The following is a 20,417-nucleotide window of genomic DNA, read 5'->3' as shown; positions in this document are numbered from 1 at the left end:
CAAACGTCAAAAGTGACTTTTAATTTGTCCCCATTACCAATTACCCATTACCCATTACCACATGACTACAGAATCTTTTCAAAAAAATACCTGGGATTGGCAACTTTCTCAGTTGCAACAACAAGTAGGAGAATGGATTGAGTACCAATTTTCCCGATTAGAATCAGCTTTACCACAATTGCCCCCTGGATGGTCAATCAGTCCTTGGTTAAGTCAACTGTTAAAATTTCTATTTTGGCTGATATTAGGTTTATTTGTAGTTTGGTTGCTTTGGCTGTTGTGGCGAGAATTTGGCCCTTATATTTATTCGTGGTTAACGAGAAGAGGCAATCAGCATATATCACATACAACTATCAGCGCTACTGAGTTATCTGTACCTTTATGGTTAGCGCGATCGCAAGAATATTATCGTCAGGGTAATTATAGAGAAGCTTGCCGTTGCTTATATATGGCAATATTACAGCGCTTGCATGATAGCAGCGTTATCAGCCACAAACCCAGCCGCACTGATGGCGAATATTTGCAATTATTGCGATCGTCTATAACTCCTATCCAGCCTTATGAAACATTAATCACGACTCACGAACAATTATGTTTTGGCGATACGGAAATTCTGCCAGAAAATTATGAGCATTGTCAGCAAGCATTTCGGGAGATTGCGGGGGAGTAGGATTTGGGATGAGGGGATGAGGGGGATGAGGGAGATGAGGAGGATGAGGGGGATGAGGGAGATGAGGGGGATGAGGGAGATGAGGAGGATGAGGGGGATGAGGGAGATGAGGAGGATGAGGAGGATGAGGGAGAAATAATAAACGACAAATACTATTCTCAATTACCAATTACCAATTACCAATTACCAATTACCCATTCCCCATTACCCATTCCCCATTACTACATTACTATCTACAATATCCATAAATTAAGTATAAAGCTGTACATAAAATGAAGCGCTCAAACCGCTTGGCTTGGCTGGGGGCGATCGCACTGGCGATCATCATTGTATTAAGCTTGATAGCGGCTCCCCGCAATAGCACAATTAATAGTGGTTCTACTTATAACCGTGCTGCTGATGGCTATGGGGCTTGGTATGCTTATATGCAGCAGCAGGGAACTACAATCAAGCGCTGGCAAAAGCCTTGGAAAGATATCGCAGCGCAAAAAACCCCGATTACATTGCTAGAGGTAAATAGCAATCTCGGTTCTCCAATTATCAATTCCGCAAAACGGGAATGGTTACAAAAAGGTAATACCCTAGTAATCTTAGGTGTGCGTTACCCCGTGACTGCGGCTGATTTTCACACTATGCAAAAATCTCCCCTTGGAGATGTGAAAATTGATACAACTAGAAGGCATGATAAAGCCGATAAAGAAGAAATTAAATTAGGCGATCGCTTTGGTGCTGTAGTGTGGGAAGAAAAGTATGGTAAAGGAAAAGTTATTTTTGCCACTACTCCCTATTTAGCAGCTAATGCTTATCAAGATTATTTAAGTAATTTTAAATTTCTTGCAGATTTAGTTAGCAAACAAAAGAACGCCATTTTAGTGAATGAATACATTCACGGTTATAAAGATGCTGATGTGCGAGAACAAGAAGGCAAAGGTAACTTATTGAGTTATTTTGCCAAACAGCCTTTGATTGTGGCGTTGTTACAGTTAGGTATCTTATTAATAGTCTTAATTTGGGCGCAAAATCGCCGCTTTGGTAAGCCAGAAGTTTTAACTGTACCAGTTTTAGATAACAGCGAAGCTTACATCCAAGCTTTAGCAGGAGTATTACAAAAAGCTGAATCTAGTGATTTTGTGGTTGAAATGGTGGGTAAAGAAGAACAACTACAACTACAAAAAGCTTTAGGATTAGGGTCAATTTTACTAGAACCCCAAGCTTTAATTGATGTCTGGGTAGAGAAAAAAGGCGCAAGTTCTGCTGAACTAGCTACAGTCTTAAAACTACAATCCCAAAAACGACCTATGCGTGAACGAGACCTGTTAAGCTGGTTGAGGCAATGGCGAACAATTAAAAATAGTTACTAATTCGTAATTCGTAATTCGTAATTATGGGAAGGTTTTATTTTTGTTGGGTGCTGTACTTTCATGATGTAATTAATAATTACAAATTGTTAACCAAACAAGATAATTTATACCAATAATCTAAAATTAAACAGCAATTTATAACACAATATCGTTCAATTAGCACTAAAAACCTTAAAATCTGTAGGTTGGGGAGCCACTGTGTTGGATGGTTTTCCCGGCTTCAAGCAAGTGGCGTTTGAGGAACGAAACCCACAACATTTTCATCAGTTTATTGGGTGTCACTACGTACCCTGCGGGAAGCAAGCTACAACCCAACCTACAATTATATGAATTACGAATTACGAATTACGAATTATAAATTAGTCTTAGTATGAGTGAAATAAATTCGGTTTTAATCCGCTTAGGTAAAGGGCTTAACCAGATAATTGTGGGACAATCTAGCCTAGTACAACAGTTACTAGTAGGACTACTAGCTGGGGGGCATATAATTTTAGAAGGAGTCCCTGGAACTGGTAAAACACTCTTAGTTAAGGTATTAGCGCAATTAATTCAAGCAGATTTCCGTCGAATTCAATTAACACCAGATGTCTTACCATCAGATATCACTGGCACAAATATTTTTGATTTGAATAGTCGCAGTTTTACTTTGAAAAAAGGGCCTGTTTTTACCGAAGTATTATTAGCAGATGAAATTAACCGCACTCCACCAAAAACCCAAGCAGCGTTGTTAGAAGCAATGGAAGAAATGCAGGTAACTTTGGATGGTGAAAGTTTACCTTTGCCAGAATTATTTTGGGTAATTGCTACACAAAACCCCTTAGAATTTGAGGGTACTTACCCTTTACCAGAAGCACAGCTAGATAGATTTTTATTTAAGTTAGCTGTAGATTATCCCGAGCAAGCAGCAGAAAAGCAAATGTTACTCAATCGTCAAGCGGGATTTGCAGCGCGCAGAGGAGATATTAATCGTCTTGAACCTATAGCAACGGTAAGCGAAATTTTGCAAGCAAGGCAAGCAGTTAAAGAAGTTAAAGTCTCGGAATCAATAATTGATTATCTGCTAGCGTTAGTTAAAACATCACGCCAACACCCGGAATTAGCTTTAGGTGCATCACCTCGCGCTGCTGGTGCTTGGTTACAGACATCACAAGCAGCTGCGTGGTTAGCAGGAAGGAATTTTGTCACACCAGATGATGTGAAATCTGTCGCCTCACCTTTATTGCGTCATCGCTTGATTTTGAAACCAGAAGCCATGCTTGATGGTTTACAAATTGATGCGGTAATTACTTCTGTAATTAATCAAGTACCAGTACCAAGATAAAGGGTAAAGGATGAAATTAACCCTCTTATCTCACATTGGGAAGGGAAAATAAATGTAGCGACTTTCTGGTAGGCTTGTACAGTTTATGATTATTAGTGGGGCGATTAGCATAAAATTTGACCACTCAAAACTTTTCAAAAACCCTTTAATTAAAATCAACAAAAAGCAAATTTATTCCATTCATTATTACTGGAATTTTGTTTTCAGTTACATTCAACTGTTGAAAACATTTATCTCTATACTCTTCTCGCTCAATAAAATTGTTGATTGCTTTGAGTAGGGGCTTTTTCACTTCGTAGGTTTCTTCGGCTTTAGCAATTGCCTGTAAAGGAATTTCATGATTGACGCGCAATATTGCTAAATCAATTAAATCTCTAGATTGTGTGCTGGAATCGTTCCATCTATCGGCATTAGCCATAAGTTTTGATGTGAGTCTATCACCTATACTCAAGCAAGGAATATTAGCCCAATTTGGATAAACAGGGGGGTCTAAGGTAAAACCTCCATTAGCTACAATTTCTACTTTAATATTCGTTTCGTTGATGGCAACAGGAAAACGGATGCCATATTGATTTATTGTACTTTCACCTAATCGAATATCTGTTGGACTTTGAAATAATGCAGCAATTCCTTCATCGTACACCAATGCTCTTAAATATCTGTAATTTTCAGTTCCGTAGGGAAAGAGAAAATCAATATCTTTACTAAGCCTATATTCATCATATTCTAATGCCAAGAGCGTACCACCGGCGAAGTGTGCATCAGCTTTTTGCAGAACTTCTGGATTAAAAGTATTAAGTATTTTAAGTATTTTATTATGATGTTCTATTTGAAACATTTCTAAATCTGGCAATATCCAAGAGTTGTATTTTTTGGCTAAATAATGCACAAAATCTTTTTCTGATTGCTGGAAGTTATTGAAAGTATGTTGATGATGCCAATTGCGTTGATACAATTGGATCATTTCTTTCTCAGTTAATTGATAGACATTATTTAATTGCCAACCAATAGACTCTAGGAAGGGCAGGTTTTGCGGATTAGGCATAATAGCTTAGGGAGAATTTGCAGCCACCTGTAATAATTAAGTAAGTCGGTGGAAATAAACAAAACTATTTTAAGAAACGTAAATAGGCTTGAAATCTTTACCAATGACAAATGACAAAGGACAAAGCGCAAAGTCTGAGCGGAGGAAACCTCCGCTCAGAACTTTGTAAGAATGACAGCCTCAGATTGATATAGTTTAATTGCTAATAGCATATTCAAATGAGTGTTCCCTAATATTTAACGTTTTTTCCTTTCCTCACTTATCCTTAACCCTTTATACTTCATCCTTTACAAATGGTACCAGCAGATAGAGTTTATATATTATTAGTTATAGGAATTGCGATCGCACCTATTTTGGCGATGCTTTTCGGAATTTCCACAAGTATCGGTATTACATTTTTATTTGATATTTTTGTCCTTGCATTAATGGTGGTGGATGGTTTACGAGTAAAACGCGATCGCGTTGAAGTTAGCCGCCAAATTCCATCACGCTTATCTATTGGTCGAGATAACCCGGTAGTGCTAAAGGTAAAATCGGCAAATACCAATGCTGTAATTAAAATTCGTGACTATTACCCCACAGGCTTTGGTGTTTCTACACCAGAACTCAGCACTACTGTAGGGATGAATAGCACCCAGGAATTAACATACACAGTTCACCCCACACAGAGGGGTGAATTTGCTTGGGGAAATCTTCAAGTCAGACAATTAGGGTTTTGGGGATTAGCTTGGAATGATTGGCAAATTCCGCAAAATCTGCGAGTGAAAGTTTATCCTGATTTAGTGGGATTGCGATCGCTTTCGATTCGGCTAGCATTGCAATCATCTGGATCAATCCGCCAACGCCGCATGGGTATTGGTACCGAGTTCGCGGAACTACGAAACTATCGCACAGGCGACGATTTACGCTTGGTGGATTGGAAAGCTACAGCCAGACGCGTCGGGGCTTATGGTAATACACCGCCTTTAGTTAGGGTTTTAGAACCAGAACAAGAACAAACTTTAATAATTTTGCTTGATCGCGGGCGGTTAATGACAGCGAAAGTGCAGGGTTTGCAGCGATTTGACTGGGGATTGAATGCAACCTTATCCTTAGCCTTAGCCGGATTACATCGAGGCGATCGCGTGGGCGTGGGTGTATTTGACAGACAAATGCATACGTGGATTCCACCAGAACGCGGTCAAAATTATCTCCCCCAGTTAATTGATCGCTTAACACCAATTCAACCCGTATTGCTGGAATCTGATTATTTAGGGGCAGTAACCAATGTAGTACAACGGCAGACTCGGCGCGCACTAGTGGTATTAATTACCGATATAGTTGATGTCACTGCTTCCACCGAACTTCTCGCCGCCCTTTCGCGCCTAGCACCCCGTTACTTGCCATTTTGCGTCACACTCCGCGATCCGCAAGTTGATCGTCTAGCGCATACCTTTACTGAAGATGTGACAAATACTTATGTTCGCGCAGTCGCTTTAGATTTATTAGCACAGCGACAAGTCGCATTTGCCCAATTAAAGCAAAAAGGTGTATTGGTACTCGATGCACCAGCTAATCAAATTACAGATCAGTTGGTTGAACGATATTTACAACTCAAAGCCCGGAATCAACTTTAACAAATACTTTCCTTCATCCTTAAAATCTACACCAACAACCCACTGCACAACTGCATCGATGTTTTAGGGATTGATCGCAGAATTCGCCATTTTGATCAACGAAGCGCGATCGCCTGCTTTCAAACCTACAGTATATTGCACACCCTGAAGCCGCCAAGTCAAGGTGGCATCTGAGCAATTAGCGCCACAAGTAGAATCTACAAAATAGCCAGTGATACCCTTAGCTAATACAACTCGTTTCCCAGTTAACTTAGGAGTTCTGCGCGTTACAGCTTCCGCAGTCACAACACCTAAACGGCAAGCTGTTCCACCAGTACAATCAGGACTAAAACCCAGTAAAATATCATATTTCCTCAGCGTAGCGTTTTCGACAATTGCATAAACCGGGTTAGCACCATCCGATTCAGGAATAAACTTAGGTAATAACAGTCTAATTTTTATCTTCTGTCTTAATCTTGGTAGAATCGCCTTAAAAACCGGATGTGGTTGAGAATCAACGGTTTGGACTTGGCTTTGGGCAATCTTCTGAGACTGAGTATTGGTAGATGCGATCGCTAAACCTGATAAGCTGCTGACTAGCAAAATTGCGGCAAACGCACCACTGAAATTTTTTAAACCGAATATCATCCGCATAACCCTATTTATAGGCAAATACTTAATTGATGACCAAATTTTAGTATCAAATTATGCGGTTTGTCATTTGTCAACAGTTAACAGTTAACAGTCAACAGTCAACAGTCAACAGTCAACAGTTAACAATCCCCTCCTAACTACAATTAGCAGCTGAAGCTGAGTTTACTTTTCTTAAATCCCCAGTGAAGACGGCTGTGTATTTGTAGGGTGATGATGATGAAGGACTGCAATTCATTGCAGTTGTATTAGCGCGGCGGGGAGTCCACCAAGAAGTTGCATTTACAGTTAAATTAGCTCCATTCCATGATAATTGGTTGACTACTAACGAATTAGTTTTGAAATCATTTGGCTTTTGAGCAGTCAGAAATGTCGCATAGTTTACATCACCATTACTGGGATTTATCCTGGCTATAACTGCTACTTTCGGGCCGCCACCACTACCGTAACTGGGTAGCCAACGACCAGTAGCAAAGCGGCGGAAATCATCTCCTGGCTGGCTACCAGTGGCAGAAAACACCCCATACAAAACACTTCCGCCATCCCAAAGCAAACCATAACCAGAACCGTCATCACCAGTGGTTTCATAATTATCACGACACCATTGTTTGACACCATTATTAAAAAGGATGATGCGAGGATTTTTGTTACTAGAAGATACTTGCCTATAACCTATGTAGATTGTTTTTGTTCCAACAGTTACCTTGGGGCCATTTTTAGCTTTGATTGTTGCTTCGCTATCACCACAAGTGAATGGCACACTATTACCGACAGATGACTGTACAGCAGTTTGGGCATTAGCTGAAGGAGCTATGTCTGTGATTGCTAAATCAGCGCCTAATACCACTGATAAAGATAACAGTGCCAAAGATTGTGGCAGTTGGCGTTTATACTTCATTGGAATTGATTTGATTACATTACTTTACAAAAACAACACCGTATCATGAAGTTTACATGAAGCTTTAAACAACTTAATGTTTATTAACAATGCATTGATAATGTGTTGTTATTAAGCATCAAGAAGATGGATATATGAACTAAATACAAAAAATTTTGCAGTGCGAACACATTGGGATGCTGCACTTAAAACCTGATAATTGCTGGTTTTATGCCTGCAGATAATCTAATACCAATTTGAAAAAAGAATTTGACAGATTGTAGGGGCAAGGCATTGCCTTGCCCTCTAGAATATATTGATGTGTAGCCAAAATTATTTAATAATCAATTGATATTTTAGAAATTCAAAATATCTAGTGATTCTTCAATTTCTAACTCTAAAATTCTTTCTTTTGCATCTTTATGTTCGGCTATTTTGCCCGCTTTCCAATATAAATCTGCGGCTTTTTGAAAATCTGCTAATGCTCTGGTTTTATCATCCATGCTAACTAAAGCATTACCACGGTTATAATATGCATCTATATAATTAGCATTAATTTTAATCGCTTGACTATAATCTAAAATTGCGCTTTGGTAATCTTCTAAATCGCAACGAGCATTACCACGACTGTAATATGCATCGGCGTAATTAGGATTTATTTTAATTGCCTGAGTGTAATCTGCGATCGCACCCTCATAGTCTCCTAATTCTGCACGTGTATTACCGCGATTGTAGAAAGCCACAGCATCATCAGGAGCAATTTTAATTGAATGCGTCAATCGCTGTTGTTCTTTTAACAAATAACGCGAAATTACCCGATTTTTATCAGCAACAGCATAATTAGGATTAATTTTAATTGCCTGGGTATAATCTTCGATTGCACCTTGATGATCGCCAATATGAGAACGAGCATCAGCACGGTTCATATAAGTAAGCGCCACATCAGGATTGATTCTAATAGCTTGGGTATAATCTTCGATAGCGGCTTGATAATCTTTTAGTTGATAACGCGCTAAACCACGCTGGTTATAGGCTTTGGTGTAATTGAAGTTAATTTGGATAACCTGAGTATAATCTGCGATCGCACCTTCGTAATCGCCTAGATGATAACGCACCATGCCGCGTTTGTAGTACACATCGGCATTATCAGGATTCAGTTGCAAAGCTTGGTTGTAGTTAATAATTGCTGTATCAGATTCGCCTTGCTCAAAAGATTTATCGCCTAGATTTACATACAATGTATTTAAATCAGCAGTGCGATTGGAAACAATCTCTTCTGCTTCCGGCAAAGCTAAATGCTTGATTATCTGATGATGATTTTGATTATTGGTTGGAAATTTTGGTATATCTTGCTGAGAATTATATTGCTCAATTGTAGGTGGTTTATCTTTAAGTTTAGCTGCTTGCAATTCTTCTAAATAACTGAATAAACCCCCAGCATAAAGTAATTGATTAATGCCAAAGGCTATTCTTCCCCTTTTTAGCTTAATCATTTGTGTCGGCAGAAACCCAGCTAAAAAAAGGTGATATTCTTGTTGAGCTTCATGTACTTCTTCTTGAATTAAAACGCAGACAACAACTGCATTTTTTTCTACTTCTTCAGAACTAACAGACCATCTCACTCTATCAATACTGCCATGACGCGATTTAACTTCCACACCAATTGAAGGTTCAGCAGTGAGGGTAAAATCTACCTTGCCATCACCACCGATTTTTTTTTCATAATCTACTTCTGTAATAAAATCAGCTAACCGTTCTTTAACAACTTCCTCACCGAGTTTACCTTTTAAGTTGCTAATAAAAACATCCCGGACTGGCGAAGTACGCTTATATTTTTCTGCCATCAGCCAGCAAAAATCTCGCAGTGCTTTTAACCTTTCTCCAGAGATTATAGTTAACTCACTATATTGACCTTCTGTTTCGCAATGAAGCAGACAACCACTAGTTAACCTTCTAATAAAATCAGACTGTAGCGATCGCAGTAAGGTAATCCAGTCCATTTATATTTCTGCGAGTCTTTTGATGAGATTATTTTATTAAAATATCAAATCGGCGTAAATCGTTGAATTGTGTCAAGGCTCAAAAGTCAAAAGTCAAAAGTCAAGAGTCATTAGTTATTTCTCTCCTTGTCCCCAGTCCCCAGTCCCCAGTCCCTAATCCCCAATCCCTAATCACAATTGATCCCTCCTTACCAGCCAAACAAGGTAAGCAAGGAGGGATCAGTGAAAGATACATTAAATGTATCGTCTGCTATTGATTGTAACTACAATGCACTTAAAATCGGTCAAGAGTACGGCAAACTGAGTACTTGAGGCGATGTTGACTAACAACTAATCAAAACACCTCATCTTCCATACCGCGCCACCATTCACCCAAATTCATCATATCTTGGAAGATATCTTCTAATTCCTCAACATAGACATCTTGAGGAATCAAGGCTTGACGTTCTTGGAGTTTTTTGAGGCGAAGTTGTACTAATAGCCAAGGTTTAGCGATGCTATCCGTGGCTTCCATGTATTGAGCCAGCTGTCTACTATCCATAATTTTTATATTTGTGATGATGCCATTACTTTTTACGATACAAGACGTAGCCGTAAGTGGCCATTTTTTATGCATTGCTTAAGTAGGGGGAATGGGGACTGGGGACTGGGGAATGGGGAACTCGGGGCCCCCTCTGGGGATAAGGGGTAATGGGGAATGGGGAATGGGAAAAGGGAAAAAATCTTTCATACCAATTCGCCTAAAGTCGATGCTTAGGGGCACGGCATCCACAATCTTTTGGCATATCAAATATCTTACTGGTGCCGTGCCCCTACAAAGAATTTATCTGTCGCAAACATTATTTGAATTGGTATAAATTCGTCGAATTTTCTTAAGTCACCGAGAAAAATAACCAACTGTTCACCTTCAGAAGGCGGAATTTGCACCTCAAAGCCTGAAGGTTGGAGTTCAAAGCCTGAAGCTTGCAGCTTTTATCTCGAACATTGCGGCTTTTATCTTGGAAGTTGCGCCTTTTAGCCTCAACGTTGCGGTTTTTATCTTGAACGTTGCGGTTTTTATCCTCAACATTGCAGCTTTGATGCGGAAAATTGCAGCTTTTATCTTCAACGTTGCGGCTTTTTGCTTGAAAGGTGAGAAAATTAGCAAGAGCGATGGCACTTTGATGGCGGCTGATGAGTAAATTAGCAACAGTCATGGTGATGGGAAGGAAATTAAAACAGGCGATCGCTACAATTGCCGTGTGTTTTGCAACGCTTGCCATGACCATTGTCTAACCGGACTCCATATTATCCCCATTCCTCACAACTGACTCAAACAAAATCCGCATTTCTTAATTACGAATTATTCTTTTGTGTATTGTAAGCGCAAAAAATGTAACCGACCTAAAGCATCTCCCGCCACAATTGTTACCCCATCGGGTGCAACTGCACAGCAGTTTATGGAACTGTCACTTGTAAAAATGGCAATATTTTCTGCTGTCTCTAGATTCCAGACTTGAAGAGTGTTATCAGAAGAAACAGAAATCAATTTTTTGCTGTCTGTTGTTACTGCTAAATCCTTAACATCATTGGTATGACCTGTGAGTGTAAAATTTTCCTTTCTTGTTTTCATATTCCATACTTTAATAGTTTTGTCATTTGAAGCGGAAATTATCTGCATTCCATCAGGCGTAACTGCTACGGCATTTATATCAGTCGTATGAGCATCAATAATAAAAGATTCAGGAATGTTTTCATTTGAAGCGGAAATTACTTGCATTCCATCAGGCGTAACTGCTACGGCATTTATATAATTAGTCGTATGACCATCAATAATAAAAGATTCAGGAATGTTTGAAATATTGTCAAATATAATAATTTTATAAAGAGCAGATATCACGTATTTATCATTAGGAGATATTGCTAAATCATAATGTACCCAATCATCACGCTCTATGTTAAAAATCTCTTTTCCTGATTTTAAATCCCATATTTTAAGACTGTGGTCACCAGAACTAGAAATAACTTTTTGTCCATCTAATGTTACTGCTAGAGCAATTATGCCTTGACTATGACCAGTAAGTTTCAAAATTTCTTTTCCTGTTGATAACTCTCTTACTCGGAGAGTTTTATCGTCTGAACCTAAAATAACTTTTTTATTATCGGCCGTTACTGCTATTGCATTTACTGAATAAGTATGATGATTAAAAGTACGAATTACATCTTGACTTTCTAAATTCCAAAATTTCATTGTCTTATCGTCAGAACAAGAAATAGCTTTTCTCCCATCTGGTGTTATTGCTAAAGCCTGTATACTATCGTTATGTTCTGAAAAATAAATATTTTTATTGTTAATTTCCAAACTCCAGATTTTAATAATATTAGAACCAGAAATTAAATTTTTATTATCTGGTGTAAGCACTATAGATTTTATGTTTTTATCCTCTGCTTTGAATGCCAGTATTTCTTCTCCTGTTTCGATATTCCAATATTTAAATGTTTTATCGAAAGCATAAGAAATTAGTCGTTTTCCGTCTGAGGTAATAGCTATGATTGTTACGCCCCTATTATGTCCTTCAAGACGTAAAACTTCTTTTCCAGTATCTAGGCTCCAACCCTGAATAGTATTTGCCCCTGAAGCCGCAATAAGTAATTTTCCATCTAATGCTAATGCTAAACTTCTGACTAATGGAGCCTCGCATTTCCAAGAACTAACTTGTGTTTTATTTTCTATATTCCATACTCTAATAGTTCTATAATCGTAACCAGCAATTACTTGTTTACAATCTGGTGTGACTACTACAGAATATACTGCATCAATAAAATCAAAATCTTTCTTATTCTTACTGCGAAGAATTTGTAAGAAACGAGCTTTTTGATCTTCTAAATTTCCTAAGGTACAAAATTCATTACCAGTATTTAAATTCCAAATTTTGACAGTAGTATCACTAGAACCAGAAATTACGAATTGACTATCAGATGTTACAGCCACCGCGTTTACTGAACTTGTATGTCCTGTGAGAGTAAAAACTAGCTGACCTGTATTAATTTCCCAAACTTTAATTGTGCGGTCACCTGAACTAGAAATTATATACTTACCGTTTGGTGTAACTGCTACAGCCGTTATAAATTTAGTATGACCTGTCAAAGCAAGAGTTTCTTCTCCCGTTTCCAAATTCCAAATCTTGAGAGTGTTGTCATCAGAACCGGAAATCAACAACTTCCCATCAGGTGTGACTGCTACAGGATTCTCACCCTTGAGATTTCGGAGTAAGCGTCCGCCGGGTGGTGTTAAGCTAGCGGTCAAGGGAGACAGCCAAGGTACTGAAGTTTGCTGCTTGGCTTGCGTTAATAGTGCTTGGATTTCTGGAATTTTTTTATCTAGTAACCGTCCCTGTAACTGACTACTTAACTGTTTTTTATCGACCGCCAAAACATGTGCTGACAGCCTCAATGCACCTTGAATTAACTGTAAATTCTCATCTTCGGGCAAAAAATTATAATCTGCTATCAACTCATTAATATTGATGTTCTCCAACTTCCCCTGCAACCAGCGAAAATCACACAGCAGTTGTTGTAATTCTCCTTCCCTTCCCCCAGCAAGCAAGTGATAGGCTAAATTCTGCCAGATATAGCCATCATTTTCTAAACTATGCCAGCCTGCGGGGTATTTTTTGCTGTAAGCATTCAACAGCCTGTTGTGTAATACCCCTATCCCCTCACTTTCGGTTGCTAAAGTTTTGTATTGCTTCCTGACATAATCAAACTGCAAGTCATGCAACCGCAAATTTCCCGCTTCATCCCGCAAAGCCAGAGATTTACTCACTAATTCATCAATTACATCTTGGCTATCAAACTCATCTAACCCCAAGGGTTGCCAAAAAGTCTGCAAAACTGCTTCGGGTATGGGTGTATCTTCCGGAAATACCGCAAAATCTAAATATCGTTGTTGGCAATTTTCATCCAAAGCCGCCACACTAACAGCAATTGCTTTGAGTAAATCGGGATAAGGATAATCGGGAAACTGTTGTTTGATTTTCTCTAAATCAGCACACCGCAATTTTTCTAAAATATTCTGCCAGCGATTTGCAGGTTTACCCCGCATCATCGCCCCAACCATCGCCAATGCTAAGGGTAAATATCCACATTCTCGCGCTACCTGCAAAGTAACATCATTATGCGGGCTGGGTTGCAATATCTCCGGTTGATTTGCCCAATCTGCCAACAGTTCTAACGCCTGTTGTTCACCTAAAACCGCAAGCTGATACTCTTCCCCTCCCAACCCCGTGACTATAGCCCCATCACGGGTAGTAATTAACATCTGACAGCGTTCCCCCAACACATCAAACGCCGTCGCATCATCCAAACGCCAGATATCATCCACAATCAGCAAGCAAGCTTTCTGTGCAAACAACTCCCGTAACCGCGCTTTCGCCAATCCCACCTCGGTAAACGCCGCTTGCTTCTCACCCAACGCCGAAGCCAGATAAGATTGCCAAGTTAAAATTTGGGGCGTTTGTCCAAATGTTACCCACAACACCCCATCAGGAAACGCCTTTCTCACTTCTTCATCCCGCGCCAAGGCTGTAGCTAAGACTGTTTTACCAATTCCGCCCATTCCTTGCACGCCTACACGCCGACTTTTCCCAGTAATCCCCACAGGTTGCTTTGTTAGCGATAATATTTTCTGTTTTAAGGGTGTAAGTTCTTCAAGACGGGGTAAAAAGTGTGGTGGTAACTCTGGGACGTTGGTAAGATTTCCTAAAGGTTGGTGATGGGGGGTTAAATTGGTTTTTTTTTAAGCTGAGGAATCAACTCACCAGATACACCAGCTAACTGTATTGCATTCCGCGCAATATTAAAAGCAAACTCTACAGGGGAATTTTCATCATATTCGGGATTGTAAGCTAGAAGCGCGTCGTAAAAACCCACAACAAATTCAATCGCGGCTTTATCCTCGATGCGATCGTTCATCCCAATCACATAATTAATCTGTTGTGAAATAGCCTCAGCTTGCACTTGGGAGTAACAAGCATTCAACAGCACACATTCTACTTGTTTAGAGAACTGTCCAAATAATCCAGCTAATGCTTCACCTGTAACTAGCTGTGATTTTCCCGTTTCATCCTCAAAAGCTAGTCCTTGTATCCCTGCACCATGCCCAGAAAAGTGGATAATATTTGGTCGATAATCCAAAATAGCGCGGCGAATATCCCTGGGACGGACTGCTAAATCATACCGTAATTCAAAGTTCTCCCGATTTAGCGACCTTTGCAAGCCTTCCTTAATATCACGCAATTCTTGATCGAGGCGCAATCGTGATGTATTACTGGGATTTGCGGCTAATATCAGGATTTTCTGCGGTTTAACAGTCATTGCCAGGGATGGGAAGGGCTGTTTTTAAGTATACATCTTGCGAATGGGCATGGGGCATTGGGCATTGGGCATTGGGGACTAGGTAATGGGTAATGGGTAATGGGTAATTGAGCATTGCTTATTTCCCCCTGTCTCCTTGTCCCCTTGTCCCTTTGCCCCCTTGCCTCTTATGGTTTACCAAGCAATTCCCTAAAGGCTGGCTCACGTGCGATATCATCAAAATCGATATCTGTCGCCGCTTCTTCTTGATATCGCGGATTCAATCTAATCGCTTGGCGGAGATTATCTAAAGCAAATTCTACATTTCTTTGGAATGCGTAACAGGTGGCTTTATTGTAATAAGCACTGGCATAATCTGGTTTCAATTCTAATGCGCGATCAAAAGATGCGATCGCTTCGTCATCTCTTCCCAACCGCACTAAACAATAACCGCGTTTATCCCAAACTTTCGGCGCTGGTTTAATTTCGATGGCTTTGTCAAAGGATGCGATCGCTTCGTCGTATTCTTCTAATTCAATCAAGGCTAAACCGCGATTCATCCAAGCCACTGGATCGTCAGGGTTAACTTTCGTCGCTTGATTAAACGACACAAAAGCCTGTTGATGTTTGCGTAAGTTCCCAAAGGCGACACCGCGATCGCACCAAGCTTGGTGATATTCGGGATTGATTTTTAAAGCTGTATCATAGGAAGCGATCGCATCTTGATAGCGTTTCAATCTGGCGAGAGTTAAACCTTGTTTAAACCAAGCTACAGAATTATTCGGCTGGATTTTGACTGCTTGCTGATAAAGTGCGATCGCATCTTCATAGCGCTTTTCATTAAACAGCACATCTCCCTCTGCAATATATTCCTCAACGGATTCTGCGACTGGCTGCGGTTCGGGAATTTCTTCCTCAATTTCCGGTGCGCTTTCCTCTGGAATTGTTGGCTGCCTAATTTCTGTTAGTTCTTCTACAATGGAATCCTTACGTTGTTGTGCATCTAATTGCAACTGTGAAAGTTGCGATCCAAAATTCCTTTCTAATTCTTCTAGTTTTCCTAAAATCAGAATTTTCTGTTCTTGAGCATTTAACTGTAATTCTGAGAATTGCGAAGTAAATTCCGAGCCAGAGTTTTCTAAGTTCTCAATAATCAGTGCTTTTTGATTTTCTGCATCTGCTTGTAATTCGGCTAATTTATTCGCAAACTCTAACTGCAATTTTTGTAAATCTGCAAAAATTTGCTCTTTCTGTTGGTTAATCTCAGCCTGTAATCCCGATACTTGAGATTTCAAGGAATTTTCTAATTCTGCAATATTCGCTAGAGTTGTATCTATATTCTGTTGAGAATTGACTTGTAACTCTGATAGTTGAGATTTTAATAAATTCTCTAATTCTGTAATATTAGCTAAGGTTGTATCTTTCTGATGTTGAGCATCTGTCTGCAATCCTGATATTTGTTGAGTGAAATCTATTTGTAAATTCCCTAAACTCTCAACAACTGTATCCTTCTCTCTTTGTGTATCAGATTGCAATCCCGATAAATAGGAATTAAATTCCGAGCGAGATTTTTCTAAACTTTCAATAATGATATCTTTTCGCTGCTCTGCTCTTAATACTAATGTAGATAATTGTTCCGCTAAATCAGATTCTATTTTCCCTAAATTACCCACAGCATCAGATTGCCATTGTGCTACTTGAGCAGTAATCTCTGAATCTAAATTTGCTAATTTATTTTGAATAATATTAATTTCTGAGTCTATTTGATTGAGGATACTTTCTTTCTTACCCACAAACTCAGATGTAATTAAAGATATATTTTCTTGTTCAGCTTTCAGCTTTTGTTGCAGAGTTTCTGTCTCTTTGCTTAACTCTTCAGTAATTTTTTTAACTTCTTGAATAGCATTTTCTGCTTCTTGCTTCACCAGAGTTAGCTGATTTTGGGCATTTTCTACTCCTTCTAGCTGTGACATAGCTTGAGTGACAATTTCGCGGATGGCTACCCGTCGTAACAGCCAAAATAAAGCAATCACCGCTACAGGAAACAAGCTTAATAAAACTAACCAAACGTTAAATAGCATGGTTGTACGACTAAAATTCCGCTCAACATCAAATTGGGCTGCATCTCGAATTTGCTTTTCTGCACGCAGTCTAGCTAATTCTTCTCGCTCCTGATTTGATAATACCGGAGCAGGAGTCACAACTGGGGCTACAGATGCAGGAGTTTGCGCGCTAGCTTGCGGAGATAGCAGCCAGCCAGAGAACAGAATCACGCTTTGTAAAACTAAAGCGTAGGCGACTGGATTTTTACTCTTCATCACAACCATCCTATCCCTTGGGCAGTTTTGCAAGCGGCATACTTCTCCAATCTATACCAGAAACTCTTGATTAGTAGTCTGGCAAAGTTGTTTTGACAGGCGGGGGAAAGGGTAAGGGGGAAAGGGTAATGGGAAAAGGTAAAGAAAAAACCTTTAACCGTTCGGCTGACGCTCACGGCGTTCGCGAACAGCGTCCCGCAGGGAAGCCTTTTCCCCAAAACCAATTTTGGGTTGACAACGCTTAACCGAGTAGTATTGATCTGAGTCCTATCTCATTCATTACTCCTTACCTGAATGTTACCTCTTACCATCTCAATTCGTTGCTTATCTTGGCAAGATTCCATTGTCATCGTCCCATCAGCACGAGCAAAAAACTGAGCGCAAAGTTTGCCTTCATGCAGATTAATTAAATTAATAATTTCTTGAGGAGACTTGCTTAAAAAGTTATAAACATTTAATTGGCAATAGTGACATTTTCGCACATCATTATCACCTTTCATATCTGCCCAACGCACCTGACATGGTTCCTGAATAAAGATTTCCACATTATCAAGAGACTTAACCGCTTTAAATCTCCTTTCTTTCTTAGACATATTTAAATTTATTCCAACCTTATATTTCTTAATCCTATAAAATTCATATTTGATTTGTAGGATGCGTTAGCGATAGCGTAACGCATCTATGGCAATACTTTTCGTACTTATAAAATTGATATTTGATTTTTGAAATTCACGTAGTGGACTGACACGCCAAAAATAGTGCATGAAAAAAACTCTTGTGGGATGGGCATCTTGCCCGTCCGGGGCGGACAAGATGTCCACCCCACAAGAAAAATTATTGCAACATTTTAGCCTTGCCACGCCAGTAGGATGCATTAGCAGCGAGAGTACGGCATCTACCATGCAAGTTTACCGAGCAATTATTCATTTCTTAATTATTTCTTTAGATTATCGGCTAAAAATCGCTGCCAAAATTCCGAATTTTCACCAATCTCTACTGTATCTTTGTTCAAAGCTGATATTAACTAGCAAGACGAGATATGGCAAAGATTAACGGCACAATGATGCAATATTTCCACTGGTACACCCCTAATGATGGGAACTTGTGGAGCAAAGTTGAAGCTTCAGCGCCAGAATTAGCACAAGCAGGTTTTACAGCCCTATGGTTACCACCCGCTTATAAAGGATTTGCTGGTGCGTATGATGTGGGATATGGAGTTTACGATTTATTTGATTTAGGTGAATTCGATCAAAAAGGTTCAGTCAGGACAAAATACGGTACGCGTCAGCAATATCTTGATGCGGTTAAATCTTTACACAAAAATGGCCTGCAAGTGTATGCAGACGCAGTGTTAAATCATAAGATGGGTGGCGATCGCACAGAAACACCCAAAGCCACCCCTTTTTCTCAAGATGATCGCCTCAATCCTAAAGGGGGATTGCAAGAAATTAAGACCTACTCTTATTATGATTTCCCTGGCAGAAAGGGCAAATACTCTAACTTTGAGTGGCACTGGTGGCATTTTGACGCTGTTGATTATAACGAATATAACCAAGGCGATCGCAACACAATTTATTTACTCGAAGGTAAAAAATTTGATGACTATGTAGCCTTAGAAAAAGGCAATTTTGCCTACCTGATGGGTAGCGATTTGGATTTCCAAAACGATTGGGTACGTGGTGAAATCACTTACTGGGGTAAATGGTATCTTGACACCACAAAGGTAGATGGTTTCCGTTTGGATGCGATCAAACATATTTCCTCATGGTTCTTTCCCCAATGGATTGATGAACTAGAACGCCATGCTGGAAAAGATTTATTTTTTGTTGGGGAGTATTGGTATAACGATATAAATACTCTGCTTTGGTATGTTGATCGGGTTGGTGGTAAGATGTCGGTTTTTGACGTACCACTACATTACAACTTCCACCAAGCCAGCAAATCTGGGGGCAACTATGATATGCGCCGGATTTTAGATGGCACAATGATGCAGAAACGTCCTATTAATGCTGTCACCTTTGTGGAGAATCATGATTCTCAACCTTTACAAGCATTAGAATCTGTAGTTGAACCTTGGTTTAAGCCCTTAGCATACGCCATTATTTTGCTGCGAGAAGAAGGTTATCCTTGCGTCTTTCATGCTGATTACTACGGCGCAGAATATGAAGATCGGGGCAGAGATGGCAATAGCTATAAAATTTTTATGCCCTCTCACCGTGAGATTCTTGATCATTTACTTTATGCACGTCAGCATTATGCTTATGGGCCACAATACAATTATTTTGACCATTGGAATACTATTGGCTGGACAAGATTAGGTGATGAAGATCATCCCAAAGCAATGGCTGTAATTATGAGTGATGGTGCAGAAGGTACTAAATGGATGGAAGTTGGTAAACCAAATACTAAATTCATCGATTTAACAGAACATATCAAAGAACCTGTATACACCAATGATTCAGGTTGGGCTGAATTCCGTTGCTTAGGTGGTTCAGTATCAGTTTGGGTACAAGAATAAAAAACTCCATCCCCTTGTGGGTGGAGTTTTTGGGCATGGGGAATAGGGCATAGGGCATAGCAAAGAGTTACCAATGCCCAATGCAATGTCCCAAGTCGGCGGGCGACTATCCCTCTCCAGCTACAAGGGGATGGAGTTTCCCGCCGACTTCTAATGACTGTCTAAAAATTAGCTACTGAGATTCCAAATAACTCGTTTTTAAGGTAAGGGGAGCAAGAGATTCAATTCCCCTTCTCCCTCAGGGAGAAGGGGTTAGGGGATGAGGGCGCGAGGTATTTGTACAACGCCCGCCCCATATCGCTTTTAGCTTAAGTTGACACTTAAGGGCACTGCCTTGCCCTTAGAATTATCTGTACCAACTTGTAATCTGCTGTATTACAATAACACTGCCTGTATAGGCGATCGCTCTTAATGGTCAAGGTTTAACCCTTAATGCTCAAGGTTTAACCCTTAATGCTCAAGGTTTAACCCTTAATGCTCAAGGTTTAACCCTTAATGCTCGAGGTTTAACCCTTAATGCTCGAGGTTTAACCCTTAATGCTCGAGGTTTAACCCTTAATGCTCGAGGTTTAAGCCTTAATGCTCAAGGTTTAAGGCTTAATGCTCGAGGTTTAAGGCTTAATGTTGTAAGAAAACTAAAGTAGACTCAAAATTTTGGGCATTACCCATTAGTGTCAACTTAACGTGAAACTCGCTCTTGTGCAAGGTTTCGCCCTCACCCCCAGCC

At 39.8% G+C, this 20,417-nt stretch carries 18 protein-coding genes; 7 read left to right on the top strand and 11 right to left on the bottom strand.

Annotation, left to right across the window (positions count from 1 at the left end; all coding sequences use genetic code 11):
• Positions 1–61 precede the first annotated feature (61 nt).
• The 4 genes from HG267_RS03065 to HG267_RS03050 all read left to right on the top strand — a co-directional run bounded on the left by HG267_RS03065 (position 62) and on the right by HG267_RS03050 (position 3,352).
• Positions 62–670, top strand: coding sequence for a DUF4129 domain-containing protein (locus tag HG267_RS03065; protein ID WP_045874350.1), 609 nt, complete (start codon positions 62–64; stop codon positions 668–670).
• The gene (locus tag HG267_RS03060; protein WP_168161049.1) at positions 627–809 is read left to right on the top strand and encodes a hypothetical protein; all 183 of its coding nucleotides are present in this window, start codon (positions 627–629) and stop codon (positions 807–809) included. The genes HG267_RS03065 and HG267_RS03060 overlap by 44 nt, the downstream gene beginning before the upstream one ends.
• A 133-nt stretch (positions 810–942) precedes the next feature.
• Positions 943–2,031, top strand: a complete 1,089-nt coding sequence (locus HG267_RS03055; RefSeq protein ID WP_045874349.1) for a DUF4350 domain-containing protein — start codon at positions 943–945, stop codon at positions 2,029–2,031.
• Between the two features lie 370 nt (positions 2,032–2,401).
• On the top strand, positions 2,402–3,352 hold the full coding sequence (locus HG267_RS03050) for an AAA family ATPase (protein ID WP_045874348.1): 951 nt from the start codon (positions 2,402–2,404) through the stop codon (positions 3,350–3,352).
• Between the two features lie 145 nt (positions 3,353–3,497).
• Here HG267_RS03050 and HG267_RS03045 read toward each other — a convergent pair whose 3' ends face one another.
• Entirely contained in the window at positions 3,498–4,397 is a 900-nt protein-coding gene (locus tag HG267_RS03045) for a nucleotidyl transferase AbiEii/AbiGii toxin family protein (protein WP_052335448.1), read from the bottom strand.
• A 293-nt stretch (positions 4,398–4,690) separates the two neighbouring features.
• Between HG267_RS03045 and HG267_RS03040 the strand changes: the two genes are divergently transcribed.
• Complete coding sequence (locus HG267_RS03040) at positions 4,691–6,013, top strand: DUF58 domain-containing protein (protein WP_045874347.1); 1,323 nt, start codon at positions 4,691–4,693, stop codon at positions 6,011–6,013.
• A gap of 63 nt (positions 6,014–6,076) precedes the next feature.
• On the opposite strand, the gene HG267_RS03035 is transcribed toward HG267_RS03040, so the two are convergent.
• From HG267_RS03035 to HG267_RS02990, 10 genes are all read right to left on the bottom strand, one after another.
• The gene (locus HG267_RS03035; RefSeq protein WP_045874346.1) at positions 6,077–6,640 is read right to left on the bottom strand and encodes a hypothetical protein; all 564 of its coding nucleotides are present in this window, start codon (positions 6,638–6,640) and stop codon (positions 6,077–6,079) included.
• Positions 6,641–6,779: 139 nt separating this feature from the next.
• Positions 6,780–7,541 carry a hypothetical protein gene (locus tag HG267_RS03030; RefSeq protein WP_045874345.1) on the bottom strand — a complete coding sequence of 254 codons (762 nt, stop codon included), beginning with the start codon at positions 7,539–7,541 and terminating at the stop codon, positions 6,780–6,782.
• A gap of 335 nt (positions 7,542–7,876) precedes the next feature.
• On the bottom strand, positions 7,877–9,520 hold the full coding sequence (locus HG267_RS03025) for a tetratricopeptide repeat protein (protein ID WP_045874344.1): 1,644 nt from the start codon (positions 9,518–9,520) through the stop codon (positions 7,877–7,879).
• 334 nt (positions 9,521–9,854) lie between these two features.
• Positions 9,855–10,061: a hypothetical protein gene (locus HG267_RS03020; protein WP_045874343.1), complete on the bottom strand. Its 207-nt coding sequence runs from the start codon at positions 10,059–10,061 to the stop codon at positions 9,855–9,857.
• 331 nt (positions 10,062–10,392) lie between these two features.
• Positions 10,393–10,782, bottom strand: a complete 390-nt coding sequence (locus HG267_RS03015) for a hypothetical protein (RefSeq protein ID WP_155539653.1) — start codon at positions 10,780–10,782, stop codon at positions 10,393–10,395.
• 80 nt (positions 10,783–10,862) lie between these two features.
• Positions 10,863–14,159 (bottom strand): NB-ARC domain-containing protein, encoded by a 3,297-nt coding sequence (locus HG267_RS03010; RefSeq protein ID WP_052335447.1) that lies wholly within the window; start codon positions 14,157–14,159, stop codon positions 10,863–10,865.
• 122 nt (positions 14,160–14,281) lie between these two features.
• A complete protein-coding gene (locus HG267_RS03005) occupies positions 14,282–14,875 on the bottom strand; it encodes a CHAT domain-containing protein (protein WP_052335446.1) in 594 nt (197 codons plus the stop codon).
• Complete coding sequence (locus HG267_RS03000; protein ID WP_255325373.1) at positions 14,865–14,990, bottom strand: hypothetical protein; 126 nt, start codon at positions 14,988–14,990, stop codon at positions 14,865–14,867. The genes HG267_RS03005 and HG267_RS03000 overlap by 11 nt, the downstream gene beginning before the upstream one ends.
• Before the next feature lie 52 nt (positions 14,991–15,042).
• Positions 15,043–17,172, bottom strand: a complete 2,130-nt coding sequence (locus tag HG267_RS02995; protein ID WP_045874419.1) for a tetratricopeptide repeat protein — start codon at positions 17,170–17,172, stop codon at positions 15,043–15,045.
• A 272-nt stretch (positions 17,173–17,444) separates the two neighbouring features.
• A complete protein-coding gene (locus tag HG267_RS02990) occupies positions 17,445–17,765 on the bottom strand; it encodes a hypothetical protein (protein WP_045874340.1) in 321 nt (106 codons plus the stop codon).
• 220 nt (positions 17,766–17,985) lie between these two features.
• On the opposite strand from HG267_RS02990, the gene HG267_RS02985 reads away from it, so the two are divergent.
• The gene (locus HG267_RS02985) at positions 17,986–18,225 is read left to right on the top strand and encodes a hypothetical protein (RefSeq protein ID WP_155539651.1); all 240 of its coding nucleotides are present in this window, start codon (positions 17,986–17,988) and stop codon (positions 18,223–18,225) included.
• The gene (locus tag HG267_RS02980; protein ID WP_045874338.1) at positions 18,212–19,690 is read left to right on the top strand and encodes an alpha-amylase; all 1,479 of its coding nucleotides are present in this window, start codon (positions 18,212–18,214) and stop codon (positions 19,688–19,690) included. Before HG267_RS02985 ends, HG267_RS02980 begins: the two co-directional genes overlap by 14 nt.
• Positions 19,691–20,417 lie beyond the last annotated feature (727 nt).

The sequence above is a fragment of the Tolypothrix sp. PCC 7601 genome (assembly GCF_025677855.1).
GTDB lineage: Bacteria > Cyanobacteriota > Cyanobacteriia > Cyanobacteriales > Nostocaceae > Aulosira > Aulosira diplosiphon.
This window is presented reverse-complemented; position numbering and strand designations above follow the sequence as displayed.

Excerpts from the sequence above, each read along its gene's own strand:
- HG267_RS03030 (WP_045874345.1), bottom strand. The coding sequence starts at position 7,541 with ATGAAGTATAAACGCCAACTGCCACAATCTTTGGCACTGTTATCTTTA.
- HG267_RS03025 (WP_045874344.1), bottom strand. The coding sequence starts at position 9,520 with ATGGACTGGATTACCTTACTGCGATCGCTACAGTCTGATTTTATTAGA.
- HG267_RS03035 (WP_045874346.1), bottom strand. The coding sequence starts at position 6,640 with ATGATATTCGGTTTAAAAAATTTCAGTGGTGCGTTTGCCGCAATTTTG.
- HG267_RS03020 (WP_045874343.1), bottom strand. The coding sequence starts at position 10,061 with ATGGATAGTAGACAGCTGGCTCAATACATGGAAGCCACGGATAGCATC.
- HG267_RS03040 (WP_045874347.1), top strand. The coding sequence starts at position 4,691 with ATGGTACCAGCAGATAGAGTTTATATATTATTAGTTATAGGAATTGCG.
- HG267_RS03005 (WP_052335446.1), bottom strand. The coding sequence starts at position 14,875 with ATGACTGTTAAACCGCAGAAAATCCTGATATTAGCCGCAAATCCCAGT.
- HG267_RS03055 (WP_045874349.1), top strand. The coding sequence starts at position 943 with ATGAAGCGCTCAAACCGCTTGGCTTGGCTGGGGGCGATCGCACTGGCG.
- HG267_RS02980 (WP_045874338.1), top strand. The coding sequence starts at position 18,212 with ATGGCAAAGATTAACGGCACAATGATGCAATATTTCCACTGGTACACC.
- HG267_RS03000 (WP_255325373.1), bottom strand. The coding sequence starts at position 14,990 with ATGCTCAATTACCCATTACCCATTACCCATTACCTAGTCCCCAATGCC.
- HG267_RS03045 (WP_052335448.1), bottom strand. The coding sequence starts at position 4,397 with ATGCCTAATCCGCAAAACCTGCCCTTCCTAGAGTCTATTGGTTGGCAA.
- HG267_RS03065 (WP_045874350.1), top strand. The coding sequence starts at position 62 with ATGACTACAGAATCTTTTCAAAAAAATACCTGGGATTGGCAACTTTCT.
- HG267_RS02990 (WP_045874340.1), bottom strand. The coding sequence starts at position 17,765 with ATGTCTAAGAAAGAAAGGAGATTTAAAGCGGTTAAGTCTCTTGATAAT.
- HG267_RS03060 (WP_168161049.1), top strand. The coding sequence starts at position 627 with ATGAGCATTGTCAGCAAGCATTTCGGGAGATTGCGGGGGAGTAGGATT.
- HG267_RS03050 (WP_045874348.1), top strand. The coding sequence starts at position 2,402 with ATGAGTGAAATAAATTCGGTTTTAATCCGCTTAGGTAAAGGGCTTAAC.
- HG267_RS03015 (WP_155539653.1), bottom strand. The coding sequence starts at position 10,782 with ATGGCAAGCGTTGCAAAACACACGGCAATTGTAGCGATCGCCTGTTTT.
- HG267_RS02995 (WP_045874419.1), bottom strand. The coding sequence starts at position 17,172 with ATGAAGAGTAAAAATCCAGTCGCCTACGCTTTAGTTTTACAAAGCGTG.
- HG267_RS02985 (WP_155539651.1), top strand. The coding sequence starts at position 17,986 with ATGTCCACCCCACAAGAAAAATTATTGCAACATTTTAGCCTTGCCACG.